11 protein-coding genes and 1 pseudogene are annotated in these 18,981 nt (G+C 61.3%); 10 read left to right on the top strand and 2 right to left on the bottom strand.

Annotated features, from left to right (window positions below):
* Window positions 1-314: 314 nt before the first annotated feature.
* The 10 genes and pseudogenes from QF045_RS21020 (at window position 315) to QF045_RS20975 (ending at window position 16,815) form a co-directional block, all read left to right on the top strand.
* Complete coding sequence (locus QF045_RS21020) at window positions 315-1,025, top strand: FadR/GntR family transcriptional regulator (protein ID WP_306493845.1); 711 nt, start codon at window positions 315-317, stop codon at window positions 1,023-1,025.
* Window positions 1,026-1,038: 13 nt separating this feature from the next.
* Window positions 1,039-1,735 (top strand): annotated as a pseudogene (locus tag QF045_RS21015) (tRNA (adenine(22)-N(1))-methyltransferase TrmK).
* Window positions 1,736-1,985: 250 nt separating this feature from the next.
* Entirely contained in the window at window positions 1,986-4,043 is a 2,058-nt protein-coding gene (locus tag QF045_RS21010) for a methyl-accepting chemotaxis protein (RefSeq protein ID WP_306493844.1), read from the top strand.
* A 91-nt stretch (window positions 4,044-4,134) separates the two neighbouring features.
* Window positions 4,135-9,858 (top strand): membrane-targeted effector domain-containing toxin, encoded by a 5,724-nt coding sequence (locus tag QF045_RS21005; protein WP_306493843.1) that lies wholly within the window; start codon window positions 4,135-4,137, stop codon window positions 9,856-9,858.
* A 142-nt stretch (window positions 9,859-10,000) separates the two neighbouring features.
* Window positions 10,001-10,627 (top strand): glutathione S-transferase family protein, encoded by a 627-nt coding sequence (locus tag QF045_RS21000; RefSeq protein WP_306493842.1) that lies wholly within the window; start codon window positions 10,001-10,003, stop codon window positions 10,625-10,627.
* Between the two features lie 84 nt (window positions 10,628-10,711).
* A complete protein-coding gene (locus QF045_RS20995; RefSeq protein WP_306493841.1) occupies window positions 10,712-12,436 on the top strand; it encodes an OPT family oligopeptide transporter in 1,725 nt (574 codons plus the stop codon).
* 134 nt (window positions 12,437-12,570) lie between these two features.
* Complete coding sequence (locus QF045_RS20990) at window positions 12,571-13,977, top strand: amino acid permease (protein WP_306493840.1); 1,407 nt, start codon at window positions 12,571-12,573, stop codon at window positions 13,975-13,977.
* A gap of 110 nt (window positions 13,978-14,087) precedes the next feature.
* Window positions 14,088-15,542 (top strand): MFS transporter, encoded by a 1,455-nt coding sequence (locus QF045_RS20985; RefSeq protein WP_306493839.1) that lies wholly within the window; start codon window positions 14,088-14,090, stop codon window positions 15,540-15,542.
* Window positions 15,543-15,699: 157 nt separating this feature from the next.
* Window positions 15,700-16,428 (top strand): hypothetical protein, encoded by a 729-nt coding sequence (locus tag QF045_RS20980; protein WP_306493838.1) that lies wholly within the window; start codon window positions 15,700-15,702, stop codon window positions 16,426-16,428.
* Window positions 16,429-16,584: 156 nt separating this feature from the next.
* Window positions 16,585-16,815: a hypothetical protein gene (locus QF045_RS20975; protein WP_306493837.1), complete on the top strand. Its 231-nt coding sequence runs from the start codon at window positions 16,585-16,587 to the stop codon at window positions 16,813-16,815.
* Window positions 16,816-16,863: 48 nt separating this feature from the next.
* Here QF045_RS20975 and QF045_RS20970 read toward each other — a convergent pair whose 3' ends face one another.
* Both QF045_RS20970 and QF045_RS20965 read right to left on the bottom strand, forming a co-directional pair.
* Window positions 16,864-17,748 carry a DMT family transporter gene (locus tag QF045_RS20970; RefSeq protein ID WP_306494933.1) on the bottom strand — a complete coding sequence of 295 codons (885 nt, stop codon included), beginning with the start codon at window positions 17,746-17,748 and terminating at the stop codon, window positions 16,864-16,866.
* Window positions 17,749-18,019: 271 nt separating this feature from the next.
* The gene (locus tag QF045_RS20965) at window positions 18,020-18,916 is read right to left on the bottom strand and encodes an EamA family transporter (protein WP_306493836.1); all 897 of its coding nucleotides are present in this window, start codon (window positions 18,914-18,916) and stop codon (window positions 18,020-18,022) included.
* Window positions 18,917-18,981 lie beyond the last annotated feature (65 nt).

The following is an 18,981-nucleotide window of genomic DNA, read 5'->3' as shown; positions in this document are numbered from 1 at the left end:
TTTTATGCGGGTTGGTGTGTCTTGTTGCCAGACATCATACAAGTGAGCTTTTAGAAATCGCAATGCACTGGCGCGTGTATTTGTTCTTATAAAGACGCCACACAGCTACGATTTTTAGTTATTAATCGAGGGTTAAGCTCTTTTTTAAGGCACTTTAAGGCCTTGGCTGCTGGGTAAAAAAATTGCGATACGCGACCGGCATCATCGGCATATAGGTTGGTTGTCATACAAGTTGATGCCGCTATGAATCAACTCGGCGCTATCCATCAGCAGGGTGTTAAGCTCCCCTCAGCCCAACCCCGTGGACCCTAGCAATGCCCATTGAAAACGCACCCGCCGTGCGCAAACGCTCCACCAACCTGGCCCAGGGCGTGGTCGACGCACTGACCCAGTGCATCCTGCTCGGGCAGCTCAAGCCCGGTGAAAAATTGCCGTCCGAATCCACCATCGTGCTCGAGCACGGGGTGAGCCGTACGGTGGTGCGCGAAGCCATCTCCAAGCTGCAAGCTTCCGGGCTGGTGGAGACGCGCCACGGCATCGGCACCTTCGTGCTGGCGCAGCACCCCCAGCAAGGCTTGCGCCTGCACGTGGACACGGTGGCCAGCGTGCGCAACATGCTCGAACTGCGCCTGGGCCTGGAGGTGCAAGCCGTGGCGCTGGCCGCGCTGCGCCGTACCGACGCGCAACTCGCGCACATGCGCCAGGCGCTGGACGATTACCAGGCCTCGCTTGCCAGTAACGACAGCTGTGTGGAAGAAGACAAGCGCTTTCACCAACTGATCGCCGAGGCCACCGGCAACACGTTTTTCAGCGAAATCATGCAGCACCTGGGCACTGCGATGATCCCCCGTACCCTGGTGGTGGGCGCCGAGCGCGGCGGGGCGGATTTTGCCAAGCTGGGGCAACTGGCGAACCTTGAGCATGAGGCGATCTTCAATGCGATCAAGCGTCAGGACCCGGATGCCGCGCGGGCGGCAATGGTGCTGCACCTGACCAACAGCCGGGACCGATTTTCCGGAGAATGAAAAGGAACCACCGTTGAACGAACACACCTTGTCCATGCGCCTGGAGCGTGTGGCGGCGCTGGTACCGGCCGGCGCGCGCCTGGCCGATATCGGCTCGGACCATGCTTACCTGCCCGTGGCATTGTTGCGTCGTGGCGTGATTGCCCTGGCGGTGGCGGGGGAGGTCGCGGCTACGCCGTTTCATGCGGCTCAGCGCACCGTGCGTGATAACGGCCTGGAGCAGCGTATTCAGGTACGCCTGGCCAATGGCTTGGCCGCCATCGAGCCGGACGACGCCATCACCGCCATCAGCCTGTGCGGCATGGGCGGCGAGACGATTCGCGACATTCTCGACAGCGGCAACGCGCAGTTGAGCGGCGAGGAACGCCCTGATCCTGCAACCCAACGGCGGCGAGCAAGCGTTGCGCCACTGGTTGATGGATAACGGCTACCGAATCGTCCACGAAGAGCTGCTGCACGAAAACCGCTTCTATTACGAAATCATTGTCGCCGAGCGTACCGGGCCGGTGACCTACACCGAGGAGCAACTGTACTTCGGGCCGCTGCATCTAGAGGTGCGCAGCCCGGTGTTCGTGGCGAAGTGGCAACGCCTGCTGCGCAAGAAACAAAAGACACTGGCCAGTTTCGAGAAGGCCAGGCAGTCGGTGCCGGAAGAAAAGCTGCAAGAGATTGCCCGGCACATCCAATGGATTAATCACGTGCTGGCCTGAAAACCGCTATGTCCTGCATTCGCCTCCCAGGCGTTGTGTCCCCGGCGGTTACAGGACGTGCCCGACACTGAGTGCTTTTGCCCCATTTTCGCGCACTTCTGGCCAGTTTCGCGGCGCCATGGCGCGTGTCGCCGCGCTTGCACCTCACGGCCCATATCTTGCTAGAGCCAGACTAATCAATGACATGGCATTTTGCCGTTAGTCATTTCCAGGCTGTGAAGTATGGGTTCGTTCAGGGGAGCTGCAGGGCATGCAAAGACTTTTATCACCGGGTATCCGCCTGCTTGGACGGTTCGGTTTCGCGCGCAAGTTCCAGGTGCTGTTCTGCCTGTTCATGCTGCCGTTGGCTGGGAGCCTGTGGATGATTGGCCAGGATTACCACGACAAACTCGCGGTCATTTCCAGCGAACAGTCCGGCGTGTACCAACTGCTGGCGCTGGACCAGCTCGATGCGCAACTGGGCGCCCAACGCAACCTGGCCGCCCGCTGGAAATCCGTGGACATCCTGCACACTCCAACCCCTGCCGCCCAGGCCGCGATGGACAAGGTGGATGCCGGCAGCCCACTGATTCAGCAAGGTCTGCAAACCCTGGGCGATGCGCTCAAAACCCATAACGCCAGCGCCGACACCCTGGCGCGGTTCGACACGTTGCAGGCCGCGGTCAAGGGCATGGACACCCAGGCCCTGCGCACCGTCGGCTGGTGGCCGGATGGCTACGACCGCTTCACCGCCGCCCTGACCGCGATGCAATCGTTGCGGGAGCAGATCACCCTGGACGCCGGCCTGATCCTCGACCCATGGCTGGAAACCTACCTGCTGATGCAGATTTCCACCCAGCACACACCGGACCTGATCGAGCGTATCGGGCGCACGGCCAGCGTCGGCCAATCCTCGATTGCCTCGGGCCAGTTCACCCTGCAAAGCCGCTTGCAGATGCGCGATCTGCGCGGCCGCATCGGTGATGCGCGGGACCAGTTGGTCAAGGCAGCCGGTGCGCTCAAAGCCAGGCAATATCCCGGCCTGGAACCCTGGATGGTGCAATACGAAACCAGTCTGCAACGCCTGGACAGCGAGCTGAAGGCCTTGGACGACGGCGTATTCGGCGGCACCATCAAGCTCGACGCCACGGCCTTCGACCAGAGCGTCGACGCCATGCTTGCAGCACTGGGCGCATTGCGCAGCCAGTCGCTGCATTCGCTCGACGCACGCCTGAGTTACTACCGTGAACGTTCGCTGCAACACTTCGTCCCGGTGGCGGCGACGTTCAGCCTGTTGGCGCTGGCCGCGTTGTACCTGTTCATCTGCCTGCAAGCGTCGATCCGCCGCAGCGCCAGCGGCATTACCACGCTCGCCGAGTCGTTGCGTGACGGCAACCTGCGCGTCGAAGTGGCGGTGGAAGGCCGCGACGAACTGGCCGCCATCAGCACGGCGCTCAACGTTGCCGTGGTGCAACTGCGCGCCAGCCTGCTCGGGGTCAATCATGAAACCCAGCAACTGAGCGCCACCGTGCTCACCCTCAACGCACAATCGGGCAGCACCCTCACCGAAGTTGAAGACCAGCAGCACCAGATCAGCCAGATCGCCGCCGCTGCCACCCAATTGGCCGCCACGTCGATGGGCGTCGCTAAAAGCTGCGAACAGGCCTCGGGCAGCGCGCAGCACACCCGGCGTATCGCCGAAGACAGCAGCCGCGACAGCCAGCGCACCACGGCGAGCATCCAGCAACTCAACCAGCGCCTGACCGACACCGCCAATGCCCTGGAACAGGTCAGCCAGCAGGGCCAGCAGATTCAATCGGTGGTCGACACCATTCGTGGCATCGCCGAACAAACCAACCTGCTGGCGCTCAATGCCGCCATCGAGGCCGCCCGTGCTGGCGAACAGGGCCGGGGTTTTGCCGTGGTGGCCGATGAAGTGCGCAGCCTGTCGCAACGCACCCAGGCCTCTACCGCGCAAATCGCCAGCACGGTAGACAGCCTGCGCGCGACGGTCAGCCAGGCCGTCACGCTGATGGGCGCAGCCTGCGACCAGGCGTTGACCGACGCCGAGTCCGTCACCGGCCTGGGCACACGCTTGGGCGAGATCGCCGGCGCGGTGCAAAACGTCACCGACACGCTGGCGCACATTGCGGCGGCGGTGGAGGAGCAAGCCGCGACTGCCGATGAGGTCAGCGGCAATATCCAGCAAGTGGATCAGGCGGCAGGGCGCTTGCTGGAAGGCGCGCGGGCGGTCAACCAGGCGGCTGATACCTTGAGTAAAGGCAGCAAGGCGCTGAGTGACAATACGGCGCGGTTTCGCTTGGGCTGACGTTCAATCACCCCCTTGAATATCTACCGCTGCCACGCACGGGCCGCGCTTCATGCTGAGGGTTCACCCCATCAGCATGAGGACAGCGTCCATGAGTACGCCAAATGATCCGTTACCCAAACTGACGCTTCAGGAACTGCGCACACACCTGTTTGAAATCGAACCTGACCTGCGCAGCCAAACCCGACTACCCGTCCAATTGCCCGCAGAACTGCTGGCGTTGGAAAAGCTCAACACCACCCTGATTGCCGCGAATGAACAGCTTTTGAGCCAGTCACGCAGCCTGTTCCAGGCCTTGACCGAGACAGACCTCACCCACGAGACCGGCAAAGCGCTGCTCGCCAGGCTTAAAGCCAACTTGAACAACGACCTGCAAAAACTGGACGAGACCAGTACGGTCGACGGCCTGGGCCGTCGGAGCTATCTCGCGCAGACGGCCGGCCTTGCTGCCTTGGAACAGCAGGTTGCCCTGGACGTACGTGATTACCTGTTGTCTCCCGCCGAACAACGCATGATTGAAGACTGCTCTCGAGGCCCGTCCTTACGGCCTGGCATGTATTCGCTGACCTTCAGTTACCAGGACAAAACCGTGGAGTTTGCCGGGGCCTTCGTCCTCACACGCAAATCCAGCCCTGTCGTGGATGACCTCACGTCAGGGCAGGACCTGGGTCAGGTTCTGTTGTTCACGCCGAACCGAGGGTTGGAACCTTTCGCTTCTCTGGCAGAACTCGACATGGGTCTGAAAGCGATCATGAAAGTGCCGGCGGGGCGCGAAGAGGTCTGCCGCCATTTGCCGGTGCGTTACCAGGCGCTGGACGCAGCGGGTATCTGGCCTTTGCAATTGCGGGCGCTCGAAGGCGAGCCACTGTTTGAGCACACCTACGATGCGCTGCTCGACAAACGCCGCCAGGACATCGACCTGGCCTTGAGCCTAATCGACAACCCGATGCAGGATGCCGCGCGGTTGATGGCCGCGCTGGACACTGCGGTAAAAGCCGCGCTCCCGGATTTGTCCTTGCGCCTGGCGTTCAGGCAGCAACGGCTGCTGGAGCGCAGCGTGTACAACAGCTTGCCTGACTGGTACCGCAGCGCAGACGCGACGGGCCAGCAGACCCTGAGTGGATACATCCAGGCTTACAATCAGGCCCGCAATACCCTGGTCGATTTACTGGGCCCTGCCGCTTCGCCCCAGGCACTGGCCAACTTTCAGCTCACAGAGTACCTGGACGAAGCACTGGAGATGCATGGCCTGGATCCCCAGCATCTGCACGTCACCACCCGACGTAAAGTCGCCAATGTCGGCACCTACGAGCAACAGCACAGCCTCGTGCAGTTGTGCTATTGGGGATTGCATAGCCGTGACGAGCTGCCCGGCTCGGACTTTCTGGCCAATACCACGCTCACGTATGCGGGGGCTGCACTCCAAGGCGAGCATGCCGACCTGAATGCGCAGAGCCTGCTCGACATGCTCCGCGAGCCGGACCTGCGGCCGCGCCTGGAGTTTGGGGCGCTGCAAAAAGACATGCAGGTCAAGCCGGCCATCAAGCAGGCGGCCCGTGACCTGTTCGATCAGCGCCTGGTATTGCTGGCCTACGTCGCGAGGTTGCGAGGCGACTTGGTCCAGGCGGATTACCAGCTGTTCGAAGACCTGCGAGCCGGTACGAATCCACAGGTGTGCGCACAAACCGTGCTGCTGCATGGTGCGCAACTCAAAGACCTGTGGCTGCTGCGCGAACAGGAAGACGGGAAGCAACCCCGACGTCTGCTGTTGTGCACCCCCGGCTCGCCTCGCGAACAGCAGTTCATCGCATTCGCCACTGAGCGCGAATGCCAGGCGCATATCATCGCCTGGGCCGATGACAAGACCCGTTACAACGACCGGACCATGATTGATTACCTGCTTGAGCAGTGCCCTCTGCGCTTTCGCCCGAAGATGGGGGCGTTCCTCGCCGGGCTGGGGTTCAAGCCCGACATGAAGGAACACGAAGAGGTGACCTTCGGGCCTTTGTGCGCCCATGCGGTTTGCCTGGATGCCATGGTTGTTCATTCGCAAAACGCAGCAATGGACGACTATGAACACAGTACCCCGCTGTGGTATCGCTCGGCCCCGGCGGCCGACCGGGCGCGGTTGACTAGCCTGAGCGAGGACGCCGTGGGTGCGTTGCGCGTCTACAACGCCAGGCCTGATTCCGAAGCGAACTTCATCACCTTCAACGCCTATCTGCATGAACAAGCCACGCTCAGCCTGAACCGACTGCTGGGGCGCCGCCAGAACTATATCGACCCGGACACTGTTTACGTTACAGCCCCTTGGCCGCTGCTGGGCGGCAGGCCGCGTGCCCTGTCTTATACCAGGCTGTACAGAGACGGCTACGAGGATAACGTCGGCTTCATCGACTCGAAGTTCTCCACCTCGGCCACCTTCAGCGGGCCTGACGGCGTCGACCTGAGCCGCTTGACCCCGCAGAATGTTGCTCGCTCGGTCACCGGCGTGTGGATCGGCCAGCGCTACACCGACGAAGTACGTAGCCGCTTGCAAAGCGCAAGCAGCCCCGGCTACGCCGAACGGCGCAATGCCACGCTGGCGATCAACCAACTGCAGATAAAATATGCGGCGCTGGACGGCTGCCTGCGCGGCCACATCGCCCGTATCGACCTGGCCTGGCTGGAACGCGCCATCGACAGCCTTGGCGATACCACCGTCGCGACGCGCAACCGCTATAAGGTCCATCGGCTGGTGATCGACGGTGAATGGGTGATGGGCATTTATCTGTTCAGTCATGCGGACAATCCGGTGCTGTTGTACACCCCTAACGCCCCCGACGGCATCGAGGTGCGTGAGGCGAAGCTGTTCAACTATTGGCTGAAAAAAGTCGATGGCGTTTCGGGTTATCTGATTGACCGGGTGGCGGTGAGAGGCAAGGCCCGCGTCACCGGCTTCCTGGACGCTGCCCGCAAGGGGCTGCCGGAGACGATAAACCGCACGACGCCAAGCCCCGCCCGCCATGAGCCGATAGACCGCGTTGCACCTCTGAGCGACTTGCGTCATGAGTTCTACAACAGCGTGCTGCAGCGCAAAATAGATGATGTGGTCGCCACCACGGTTAACCGCACTCAAATGATCATGGGCATTCTCTGGACTTGCGTAGAACTGGTCACCGCCATTGCCACCATTCCCTTCCCGGTGTTGAGCCTGAGCCTGGGTGGCCTGCTGGCGTTCAAGGATGCGATGCTCGCCATCAGTGCCTTTGAGCAAGGCGACAAGGACGGTGCCCTGCAACACTTCATCGGCTACCTGACCAATCTGGGGGGCGCCCTGTTGTTCGACTTCCGTCCAGCCTTTAAAGGCCCGTTCAACGCCCTTTCCATCAGGCCGACCCTTAAAGCGCAAAAACACGCCGCGCTGCTCAAAGAGCTTCAGCCGCGCATCCCTGTCGATATGAAACCCGTGCTATTTGAGGCCAAGGATTTCTGGGTGAAGAACACCCCGGATTCCTTGGGGCGTTACGTGTTGTACAGCTATGACCCACTCACTGGGCAGATGCGTTCAACCGCACGTCTGGTCAACCGCAATACCAAAGGCCGTTGGATACGTTCCGGTGTTGCGGGCGGAGGGCGCAGGAAGTATCAGCGACTCTCCCAGGACGTTGAACAGCCACTGGCCCTGTACGAGAGTTCACCTGCGCAAGGTAGATACTTCAGAGCGGCACTTGACCCTGATTTCGCCAAAAGCCTCGCCAATTACCCGGACGAAGTCATTGCGCGGAGCGCCCGGGAAGGGGCCTATCTCGACTTGAAGCCGCTGCGCGACAGCTACCCCAACCAGGTGAAACAACTGACCCAGGATGCCGAAGCCTTCTACGCCTCACCCCCGGCGCGCCCGAGTCGCGAAGGTTTGCCGGTACTGGCGCCCGACGCCAGCCCGGCCACCGTGCTTGCCACTGTGTTCCCCCTTAAAAAAGGTCTGATCATTGGTGCTTCCAACGCTGGCGTCGCCAGTAAGCAGTTGCTGATCGAAAATATGCAGGCATTGACCGAGCAGGGGCTTAAGCGTGTGTACATCGAAAACCTGCCGGCCGATGTTTTTCGCAGCAAACTCACTATTATCAACGGGGAAGTCAAAGGCGATGTCGCCCACGCCTTGAGACGCGTCACAGACCATCTGATGCGGGTCGATAAAGCCCTGGGCTGGGGCAAGGATGCCCCGTTCACCTACCGCAAGCTGATGCTGGAAGCGCGCAAGCACAAGGTTGCAATCGACGGCGTGGACGCGTCGAGTTCCTATCATATGGAACACGTGTTGGAACTGCGCGGCGGAGAACGATTTATCCCGCGCAGCAGCAAACTCAGAAACTTCTATTCCCACAAAGCGCTTGCGACAAGCGATCCCGATGAAGGCTGGATCGCCTTGGTCGATCACAACCGCATAGGGCGTGCTGAAGAGATACCAGGCCTGGCTGATCTGCAGAACGTCATTGCCCTGCGCGTGGACGACGTTGCGCCGGGCCAAACCGTCGGTGTGCAGTTCGATACCGCTTCCGCCGCGCAGTCCCGAGCTGACTACAAGCTGACAATGGCCCCGGCCTCTCAAACGCTGCCCACTGCCGGCCCTTCGATGACGGTACGGTCCCCCGCTGCAGTGTCCCATTACAGTGAGTTTGATCTGCCCGCGATCTACAAACGCAATCTGGAAGACATAAGGCAGTCGAGGAAAGGCTTCGATCCCGAGTACGTCCCGCTACACGACAGCCAGGATAAAGAGGCGTTCGAGGCGTTCATACGGACCCGCGCTCGCTTGGAGAAAACCGCCAAAAAGGCTTTTGCTGCTTACGTCCCACCGGCGCGCGGCGATTTCTCCGACCTTGCCACGGCGACCAGTGAGGAGATGTTTATTGAGAAACTCTACAAGCAGAAGTGGGGGCTAATCATTGGCGAATCTCACAGCCACAGTTCGAGCAAACAGTTCCTGATCAACCATATGAAATTACTGAAGAAGCAGGGCGTAAAGACCTTGTACATGGAACACCTGCTGACTGATCTGCATCAGGCAGAACTGGAGAGCTTTTTCAGTACACAGAAAATGCCGGAAAGCCTGAAAGGTTATTTGAGGTCCCAGGATATAGGGCATATGCACCTCTATGCGGGCGAGGCCAATTACACCCATGTGGTCAGTGTCGCAAACAAGTACGGCATACGCGTCAGGGCACTTGATTGCATTGCCAGCTATCACCTTAGAGGTATGCCTGGAACGGACCCTCGTGCAAGCATGTTCAGTTATTTCGCCAATGAGGTGATCAAAGCTGATCAGGCGGCACTGGGCCCTCATCGATGGGTTGCGTTTATGGGCAGCGCGCACTCCGATATGTTCCAGGGCGTGCCAGGTATCGCCCAATTGCAGGATGCGGTCAGCCTGACGGTTCGTGACGTCGCTCCCGACAGTGCGCGCCCCCTGCATCCAGGCGGTTGGGAAATCTTCAATGCCGTTCGCGGCGAAAGTGGCACCCCGGCCGCGCGCAGTGATTTCAAAGTAGACGTCGGCATTGCCGGTACTCCGCCTCCTCAAGCCAGGGTTCTACCAGACCGCACGCGGCTCAGGGCGATCGGCAGTTTCCATATCGAACAGCCCTCCAGGACCCAGGCCAACCTGGTCCACCGTTCCAATAGTGGAGAACTTATCACCACGCCTATTCAGATCAACGACAGGGGATTGTTTTTCATTGAGCGCTGGCCGCAACTGAAGGATAAAGCCTATCTGACGCTGGAAGAGCTGAGCAACGCACTTACGTTGGAAGTGAAGTTGACCGCCGTCGCCTAAACGCCGGTCTCTCTTGGTCCTGCCCTCTACGTTGTGGGGGGCCGGAATTTTGGGTGGACACAATCATCATGACTAACCTGAACGCGTCGGTGACGGTGTAGTCTTCCTTTACACAAACCCACACCTGTTCAGCGGAGCGCCCATGATCACTGTTCACCATCTCAACAACTCGCGTTCCCAACGCATCCTCTGGCTGCTCGAAGAACTGGGCCTGCCCTACGAAATCAAGCGCTACCAGCGCGACCCGAAAACCAACCTCGCGCCACCTGAGCTCAAGGCCATTCACCCCCTGGGTAAATCGCCGGTGATTGAGGACGGCTCCCGCGTACTGATCGAGTCGGCGGCCATCATCGACTACCTGATCCGCCGCCACGGCAACGGTCAACTGCAACCCGATCCGGCCAGCGCCGCCTACGATGAATACGTGCAATGGCTGCACTTTGCCGAAGGCTCGGCCATGCTGCCGCTGATGCTCAACCTCTACGTCGGGCGCCTGGGTGAAGCCGGGGCGCCGCTGCATCCACGCATTGAATCGGAGCTGGCCAACTACCTTGGCTACCTGAATGACGTGCTCGGCAAAACCGCCTACCTGGCGGGTGAGGAGCTCAGCGGTGCGGACATTCAGATGAGCTTTATCGGCGAGATTGCCAAGGCCCAGGGCAAGTTGCAGGCGTATCCGAACCTGGCGGCCTGGGTGGACACGCTCCAGCAACGACCGGCTTATCGCAAGGCGGTGGAGCAGGGCGGCGAGTATGCGTTTGCAAAATAGAGGCACTTGAAGCGCGGCTGAACCTTCACGCCAGGCAGCGTTCACTTATCAAGTGACGCTGTCTTCTGGTCGAAAGGAATCTGCATGCATCCGATCTCGTCAACCAACCCCGTAGAGCGCGAACTCAGCGGGCGAGCCGTCATCACCGGGGTGCTGCTCGGCATCCTGCTGACCCCCTCTAATGTGTACGCCGGCCTGAAGATCGGCTGGTCGTTCAACATGTCGATCATCGCGTTGCTGATCGGCTATGCGATCTGGCAGGGCCTGGCCAAGCGCTCGTCGGCTGCATTGCCGTGGACGCTGCACGAAAGCAATATCAACCAGACCGTCGCCTCGGCCGCCGCGTCGATCATTTCCGGCGGGCTGGTCGCGCCCATCCCGGCCTACACCTTGCTCACCGGCAACCAGCTGGAGGCGATCCCGATGATCGCCTGGGTGTTTTCCGTGAGCTTCCTCGGCATCTGGATCGCCTGGTACCTGCGGCCGTCATTGCTCAATGACAAGGCACTGAAGTTTCCCGAAGGCATGGCCACGCTGGAGACCTTGCTGCATATCTACAACCACGGGCGCGAAGCCGCGACACGCTTGAAAGTGCTGCTCAGCGCCGCCGTGCTGTCAGGACTGGTCAAGTGGGTGGACACCTTCCTCTGGGCCTTTCCACGCTGGTCGCCGAGCGCGCAGCTTGAAAGGCTGACGTTTACCGCCGACCCTTCGCTGTTGCTGCTGGGGTTTGGTGGCATCATCGGCATCCGCGTGGGCCTGACCCTGCTGCTCGGCGCCTTGCTGGCCTGGGGCGGGTTGGCCCCATGGCTGTTGGCCCAAGGGCTGGTGAACCTCCCGCCCGGTAGCAGCGGCCCGCAATTCGCCGCGCTGGTGGAGTGGCTGCTCTGGCCAGGGGTGAGCTTGATGGTGTGTTCCACCCTGGCCTCCTTGGCGATTCGATTGTGGGCGTTGCATCGCTCCACTCAGGCTGACGGTGGCACGCCATGGACAGTTCCCAAACCCGGTCCAGCCGCAGGCTTTGTGCTGGCGATCGGGTTGGTGGTGAGCCTGCAGGCGCTGTTGTTCGGGATCAACCTGTGGATGGCGCTGTTGACCATTCCCCTGGCGATCTGCCTGGCCGCCGTGGCGGCGCGGGTGGTGGGGGCCACTGGCATTCCGCCGATCGGCGCGATTGGGCAACTGTCCCAGTTGAGTTTCGGCATCGCCGCGCCGGGGCAGGTGCCGATCAACCTGATGAGCGCCAACACGGCCGGCGGTTCGGCCGGGCAATGCACGGACCTGATGAACGACTTCAAGGTGGGCAAGGCGATTGGCGCCACGCCCCACAAGCAGGTGATCGCGCAGATCCTGGGGATTTTTGTCGGCAGCATCGTCGGTGTATTCGCCTACCTGGCGCTGATCCCCGACCCACAGACCATGCTGCTCACCGAAGAGTGGCCGGCGCCGGCCGTCGCCACCTGGAAAGCCGTGGCGCAAACCCTGACCCACGGGCTGGACTCACTGTCGCCGAGCATTCGCTGGGCCATCGGCATTGCAGCCCTGATCGGCGTCGTGCTGGGCGTGCTCGACAGCACATTGCCCGCCCATCGCAGCCGCTACCTGCCCAGCGCGGCGGCCCTGGGGTTGGCGTTTGTATTGCCGGCGTCGGTGTCGCTGATGATGGCGCTGGGTGCGGTCATCACCTGGTTGGTCAGCTGTCGTTGGCCAAGCGTGACGGAGCGCTTCGCAATTACCGCAGCGGCGGGTTTGATTGCGGGGGAGAGCATTACCGGAGTCGGCGCGTCGTTGTGGCAGATGATCCATTAATGGCGTGAGAAACACGCGCTATGAGTGTGGGCAAATGTCGAGATCAGACACGATGATGGCGCGCTCAGGCTACTTTGGCCGTGTCCAGCGCACTTAAGGTGAAGGGCACTAGTCGCCCGAGAACAACAAAAACAATGAATAGCCTCAACTGCAACGATTCCAACGGTCAGCTGGCGCAGGGTTTCAAGCCGCGGCACGTCACCATGTTGTCCATCGCAGGCATTATCGGCGCGGGGTTATTTGTCGGTTCCGGGCATGCCATCGCGGCAGCGGGGCCGGCGGTTTTACTGGCTTACCTGTGCTCCGGCCTGCTGGTGGTGCTGGTGATGCGCATGCTCGGCGAAATGGCGGTGGCGCGCCCGGACACCGGTTCGTTTTCCACCTATGCCGACCAGGCCATTGGACGCTGGGCAGGCTTCACCATCGGCTGGTTGTATTGGTGGTTCTGGGTGTTGGTGATTCCGATCGAGGCGCTGGCTGCCGGGCATGTGCTCAATCAATGGTTTCCACAGATCGATGCCTGGTTGTTCGCGTTGCTGTCGATCATTTTGCTGGTGATCACCAACCTGTTCAGCGTTGCCAAATATGGCGAGTTCGAGTTCTGGTTCGCGATGGCCAAGGTCATCGCCATCGTCGGGTTTATCGGCCTGGGTTTCAACGTGCTGATGGGCTGGATTCCTGATCGCCAAGCCAGTGGCTTGAGCCGGTTGATGCAAGAGCACGGCGGCTTTGCCCCCAACGGCCTGTCGGCGGTGGTGGGGGCCTTCATTACCATCATGTTCAGTTTCATTGGTACCGAGGCGGTGACTATTGCCGCGGCTGAGTCGAGTAACCCGGCGCAGAACATCGCCAAGGCAACACGCTCGGTGATCTGGCGCATCGGCGTGTTCTACCTGTTGTCGATCTCGGTCGTCATCTCCGTGGTGCCGTGGAACGACCCGCTGCTGGCGTCCGTGGGCTCTTACCAGCGTGCGCTGGAGTTGATGAACATCCCCAACGCCAAGTTCATGGTCGACGTGGTGGTGCTGATCGCCGTCGCCAGTTGCATGAACTCCTCGATCTACATCTCCTCGCGCATGCTGTTCTCCCTGGGTAAACGCGGCGATGCGCCACGTGCCCTCAAACACACGTCAGTGGCGGGCGTGCCGAGGGCGGCGGTGATTGCCAGCACCATCATCGGAGCCGGGGTGACGCTGCTGAGCTACTTCATGCCTGCCGGGCTGTTCCAGTTTCTGCTCGCCAGTTCCGGTGCTATTGCGTTGCTGGTGTATCTGGTGATCGCGGTCTCGCAATTGCGTATGCGGCGTTTGCTGCTCCGGCAGAACGTCGAACTGACCTTGCGCATGTGGCTGTTTCCCTGGCTGACCTATCTGGTCATCGCGTTCATCTGCGCGGCGCTGACCGTGATGATGGTGACGCCGGAACACCGCGCAGAAGTGTCCTCGACGATTGGCCTGGCGCTGGTGATTTCCTTTATTGGCCTGGTCACCTCGCGTCAGCAGGGGCAGGCGGTCAAGCCGGTGGCGCTGGAGCAATCCTGACAAGCCTCGCCAATCCCTGAGGATCAAGGACACCAGCGCGACGACTTTGAACTCCCCCGCCAAAGGCTCACTCATAACTGACGAGGCACTGCACAAGGACGGAGGTGACCATGACCCAACCACACGCCGACACCCAAGGGGCGCTGTTCGAGACTGACCTGCCCGCGCGCCTGGACCGCTTGCCCTGGGGCCGCTTCCACACCTTGCTGGTGTTTGCCCTGGGTATCACCTGGCTGCTCGACGGGCTGGAAGTGACCCTGGCCGGCTCGGTGTCCGGGGCGCTGAAAAGCAGCGCTGGCCTTAACCTCAGCAACTTCGACATCGGCCTCGCCGGTGGCGTCTACATCGCTGGCGCCGTGCTGGGTGCGCTGTTGTTCGGCTGGCTCACCGACCGCCTGGGGCGGCGCAAGCTGTTCTTCATCACCCTCTGGCTGTACGTGGGCGCCACCGCGGCCACGGCGTTTTCCTTCAACCTGGAAACCTTTCTGCTGTTCCGCTTCCTCACCGGCATGGGCATTGGCGGCGAATACACGGCGATCAACTCGACCATCCAGGAATTCACTCCGGCGCGCTATCGCGGCTGGGTCGACCTGACCATCAACGGTACCTTCTGGCTGGGCGCCGCTTTGGGTGCCGGTGGCGCCATCGTGTTGCTCGACCCGCACATCGTCGGCGGCGACCTCGGTTGGCGCCTGTGCTTCGGCATCGGTGCCGCGCTGGGCCTGATCATTCTGGTGATGCGCCTGTGGTTACCGGAAAGCCCGCGCTGGTTGTTGATCCACGGCCAGCAGGACGAAGCGCGGCGCATTGTCGAGGGCATCGAAGCGCGCCTGCGCGAACAAGGCCACGCACTGGCCCCGGTCAACGGCCCAGCCTTGCGCCTGCATGCGCGCGACCACACCCCGCTGGCGGAGATTTTCCATACTCTGTTTGTCAGCTTTCGCCGTCGTGCCCTGGTGGGCATGACGCTGCTTACCGCCCAGGCGTTTTTCTACAACGCGATATTTTTCACCTATGCGCTGGTGCTCACCGACTTCTACGACGTGCCCGCCGAGCGCGTCGGCTGGTACGTGCTGCCGCTCGCCCTCGGCAACTTCTGCGGGCCGCTGCTGCTGGGGCGGTTGTTTGACGTAGTCGGCCGGCGCGTGATGATCAGCTCTACCTACGCGATCTCCGGCGTGCTGCTGGCGCTCAGCGGCTACGCGTTCCAGCAAGGCTGGTTCGACGTGACCCAGCAAGCCATCGCATGGATGGTGATTTTCTTCTTCGCCTCGGCAGCGGCGAGTTCGGCGTACCTGACCGTGGCGGAGACCTTTCCGCTGGAGATACGCGCGCTGGCGATTGCAGTCTTTTATGCCTTCGGCACGGGGCTAGGCGGGATCATCGGGCCAACGCTGTTTGGGCAATTGATACAGACGCAACAGCGTGGAAGTTTGTTCGTGGGGTATTTGATCGGGGCAGCGCTGATGTGCGCCGCTGCGATAGTGCAGGCGATCTGGGGCGTGGCGGCGGAGCGCAAGGCGCTGGAACGGGTGGCGCGGCCGTTGTCGCAGGCGGCTGATTGAAGGTGGGTGCCAGCGCCAAATGATCGCGCTGTGTGGGTATCGAGCCATCGCCACACGCGTAGCTTTGGGCAGCAACGACGTTCAAATGGGGGCGTCTAAAGATTGCCTCATCCGCGTCGATAACCTGTATGACCCCGCCAATCATGGATCGATTAAAATGGCACTTTCCGTCAGCGCTGCCCATCTCGCCCCGGCCACTATCAGCCTGGCGCCTTCCGACCAGAAACGCGTGCCCCAGGCGCCGTCGGACGTCGCCACCCAAGCCCTGGCAAACGCCGGCCCGGCGGCCATTTACCACCCCAGCGAAGCCGCCCAGACCCTGAGCGCGCCACTGGAGGTGGTCAACACCTGGGTCGGCCGGTCCGATTCGCCGGATTTGCCTCGCTTCGTCGACCGCTTCAATGGCGCACACGGCGTGCTGAAAAGCGCGTTCAACGCATTCCAGGCCTCCCTGGCCAGCACCGCGCCCGACCTGGCTGGAACCGATTACGGGTTTACCGTGCAAGCCGACGGCCGCCTGAAAGTACTCGATAAGGCCGGCCAACTGAGCGATGCGAATGTCCAACGCCTCACCGACCTGCTCAACCGCGCCCCCGGCCTGCAAGCGGCCGCCGTGGCCTACCGCAACGCCGCCATCGACATGGTCGACGCCGGCTCGCCGTCGTCGGGCAGCCTCATGGGTTTTCGCAGCCTGACCAACGAGAATTTCGCCAGTACTATTGATCTGGCGCCCTTGCTCAGGCCCCATGACCCGTCGAACCTGAAGGGCGCCCAGGACCGGCTGTTCATCACTCAGTTGGCCTACAAGGGCGAACGGGCGACTGAGGAGACGGAGCGGGCAATGTTTGAGCGGCGCGGGGGCGAGGTGATCAACGTGACGGTCTGAAGGCTACGGTAAGGGGGAGACAAGCATTCAGGGGTGTAGGCCGTTGTTGAACTGGCCTACGACCAAAAGCAGCCCCTTTCTGCGCCAACCGGTTTACCATGCCCGCTCCCGGCAGTGGTTAAAAGCGCTACCGATTTCATTTCTGAAGGTATCGCCATGTCCATCGACCAAATCTCCCTGCCCAAAGGCGTCGGCCCCCACGCCGCCAAACTCCTCGACGCCATCACCGGCGCGTCCACCCACGAGGAGCTCAACCGCGCCGGCGGCAAGGCTGAAGGTTTTGTGTTGGGCCTGGAGTCCACCAAGGCCATCAAAAGCCAGATCGCCGAGTCGCTGTATGTGGCTTACGATGATGCGGCGAGCAATCGGGCCAGCGAGTTGAAGTAGCGCCCGCTGCAGCGGGGTATCACTCGTGCCCTATACGAAACCCAGGCATTACGCCACCTGCGCCTTGGCGGTCGGCCCGGGCGACGTGCGATAAGTCAGCAACACAATCCCCGTGACCACAATAACCCCGCCTGCCATCTGCCCGGCGCTGAGCATCTGGTCGAGCACGATCCAGCCCATCAACAAGGTTGCCAGCGGCTCGATGTTCATCACTGGTGCATTACGCGGCATGTCCAGGCGCGGCACTGAAATGAACAGCACGATAAAACCGGTGCCATACAGCACCACCAGCGTGGCCAGTGCCAGCCAGCCGGTGCTGGTTGCCGGCAGGTTCAAGCCATCGGCAAGCGCACCGGTCCAGCCCGCGATGTTGACGCTGCTGAATACGATGAAGATCGTCAGCAGGCTGCGCACAGAACCGCGTACTTGAGACAACTTGTGGTCGGTGATCCACAGCGCACAGGCGAATACGAACGCGGCGCAAAAGGCTAGGGTGACGCCGAGCAGCCATTGCGGGCCGAGGCTGGTGTGGGTGGCGAAGCGGCCGGGTACGTCAAGCACGAACACCAGGCCCACCAGAATCAGGCCCATCAGCAAGGCCGTGCGCGCGGTGGGGCGTGGGCCGCCGAGCGCCCAGGTCAGCAGCGCCAGCAGAATCGGGAAGACGTTGGCGACCAGCAGGGCCAGCGCTACCGGAACGCGGGCGACGGCAGAATAGAGACAGAGGCTTTGGGTGGCGATCAGCAGGCCCAGAAGTACTTGCCAGCGCCATGCGCCTGGGGGAAGGCGCAGGCTTTGGCGTTGCCACAGGACCAAAATGGCCAGCACGAGCAGGGTGCCACCTGAGCGCATCAGGATAGCCAGCAGGACACCGGCGCCGTCGTCGAAGGCTACGCGCGCGGCGATGTGGTTGCCGGCGAAGGCAGAGCCCATGCAGAGCAGGATGAGGACGGCGATGTGGCGGGAGAATGGGGCGGGGGCAGGGGGAGTCATGGCGGGGCTCGAACAGTTGGCGCCATCCTCGAGGGATGGGGATTATTTTTAGGTTGTCGTACAACTTGGTGATGGGATTTGTAACGTGTTTGGTTTGGAGGCGCAAGGTGATGTGTGAACATCGACTGAAATACCTGCCCTTAAGGGGCAGGCGCTCGAAAGCCGGCCAAGCGGCAAATCTTCGGGTTGTCGTATGAGTTATCGAGGCGATTCATATTGAGGTACGCGCAGGGCGCGCGAAAACAGCGTTGAAAATGCGCTGACCATAGAGGCCGACGGCCAGGCCAAGTACGATCAGCACCACCGCCAGTACCTTGCTCACCGGCACACTTTCGTTGAACACCACGACCGAGCCGAGCATGCCGAAGATCGGCACCAGCAGAGACAGCGGCGCCACTGTGGAGACCGGATAGGTTTTGAGCAGCGAGTTCCAGACCCAGTAGGCGAACAGCGTGTTGGGATAGACCTGGAACAGGATCGACAACACGGTAGTCGTGTTCACCTGACTGACAAACGCCGTGTAGCCGGCGCTGCCGTTTACCGCGTAGTCGAGGGCGAACAACGGAATCGGTGCGAACGCGCTGGACCACACCAGAAAGCCGAAGACATCCCTGGTGCTCGCCTTCTTGCTGATGATGTTGGCAACGCTCCAGGACGCTGCGCCCACCAGCACCAGCGACACGCCGGTCAGGCTCACCGAACCGTCACTGATCGTGATGATGCACAACAGCCCCGCGAGGGCGATCAACATGCCCAGCACCTGAAAGCGGGTCAGCGCTTCCTTGAACACCCAACTGCCGAGCAGGAGGGTGAAGAACGCGCTGAACTGCAGCACCAGCGACGCGATGCCCGCCGACAGCCCGGCCTTGATCCCCAGATTGACCACGCCCCACAGACCGATGCCGAACACCAGGCCATAGCCGATGATGTAGCGCCACGGCACGTCGGGTTTACGGATGAAGAACATCGCCGGTAACGCACAGAGACTGAAGCGGATACCCGCCAGGATAAACGGGTCGACGGTCGCCAGACCCAGTTTGATCACCGAGAAATTCACACCCCAGATTGCCGTTATCAGTACAGCCAATATTACGTGCAGTGGTTTCATGGATTATCTGCCTTGATAAAGAAGGTCGGTGTCACGCCATAGAAGTCGAGCCGTCCATTACTTGC

It is taken from the genome of Pseudomonas sp. W4I3 (genome assembly GCF_030816195.1).
GTDB lineage: Bacteria > Pseudomonadota > Gammaproteobacteria > Pseudomonadales > Pseudomonadaceae > Aquipseudomonas.
This window is presented reverse-complemented; position numbering and strand designations above follow the sequence as displayed.

What these genes read in the sequence shown, in the direction of transcription:
- QF045_RS20975 (WP_306493837.1), top strand. Translation starts at nt 16,585, where the DNA reads ATGTCCATCGACCAAATCTCCCTGCCCAAAGGCGTCGGCCCCCACGCC.
- QF045_RS21020 (WP_306493845.1), top strand. Translation starts at nt 315, where the DNA reads ATGCCCATTGAAAACGCACCCGCCGTGCGCAAACGCTCCACCAACCTG.
- QF045_RS20995 (WP_306493841.1), top strand. Translation starts at nt 10,712, where the DNA reads ATGCATCCGATCTCGTCAACCAACCCCGTAGAGCGCGAACTCAGCGGG.
- QF045_RS20970 (WP_306494933.1), bottom strand. Translation starts at nt 17,748, where the DNA reads ATGGGCTCTGCCTTCGCCGGCAACCACATCGCCGCGCGCGTAGCCTTC.
- QF045_RS20985 (WP_306493839.1), top strand. Translation starts at nt 14,088, where the DNA reads ATGACCCAACCACACGCCGACACCCAAGGGGCGCTGTTCGAGACTGAC.
- QF045_RS20980 (WP_306493838.1), top strand. Translation starts at nt 15,700, where the DNA reads ATGGCACTTTCCGTCAGCGCTGCCCATCTCGCCCCGGCCACTATCAGC.
- QF045_RS21010 (WP_306493844.1), top strand. Translation starts at nt 1,986, where the DNA reads ATGCAAAGACTTTTATCACCGGGTATCCGCCTGCTTGGACGGTTCGGT.
- QF045_RS20965 (WP_306493836.1), bottom strand. Translation starts at nt 18,916, where the DNA reads ATGAAACCACTGCACGTAATATTGGCTGTACTGATAACGGCAATCTGG.
- QF045_RS20990 (WP_306493840.1), top strand. Translation starts at nt 12,571, where the DNA reads ATGAATAGCCTCAACTGCAACGATTCCAACGGTCAGCTGGCGCAGGGT.
- QF045_RS21005 (WP_306493843.1), top strand. Translation starts at nt 4,135, where the DNA reads ATGAGTACGCCAAATGATCCGTTACCCAAACTGACGCTTCAGGAACTG.
- QF045_RS21000 (WP_306493842.1), top strand. Translation starts at nt 10,001, where the DNA reads ATGATCACTGTTCACCATCTCAACAACTCGCGTTCCCAACGCATCCTC.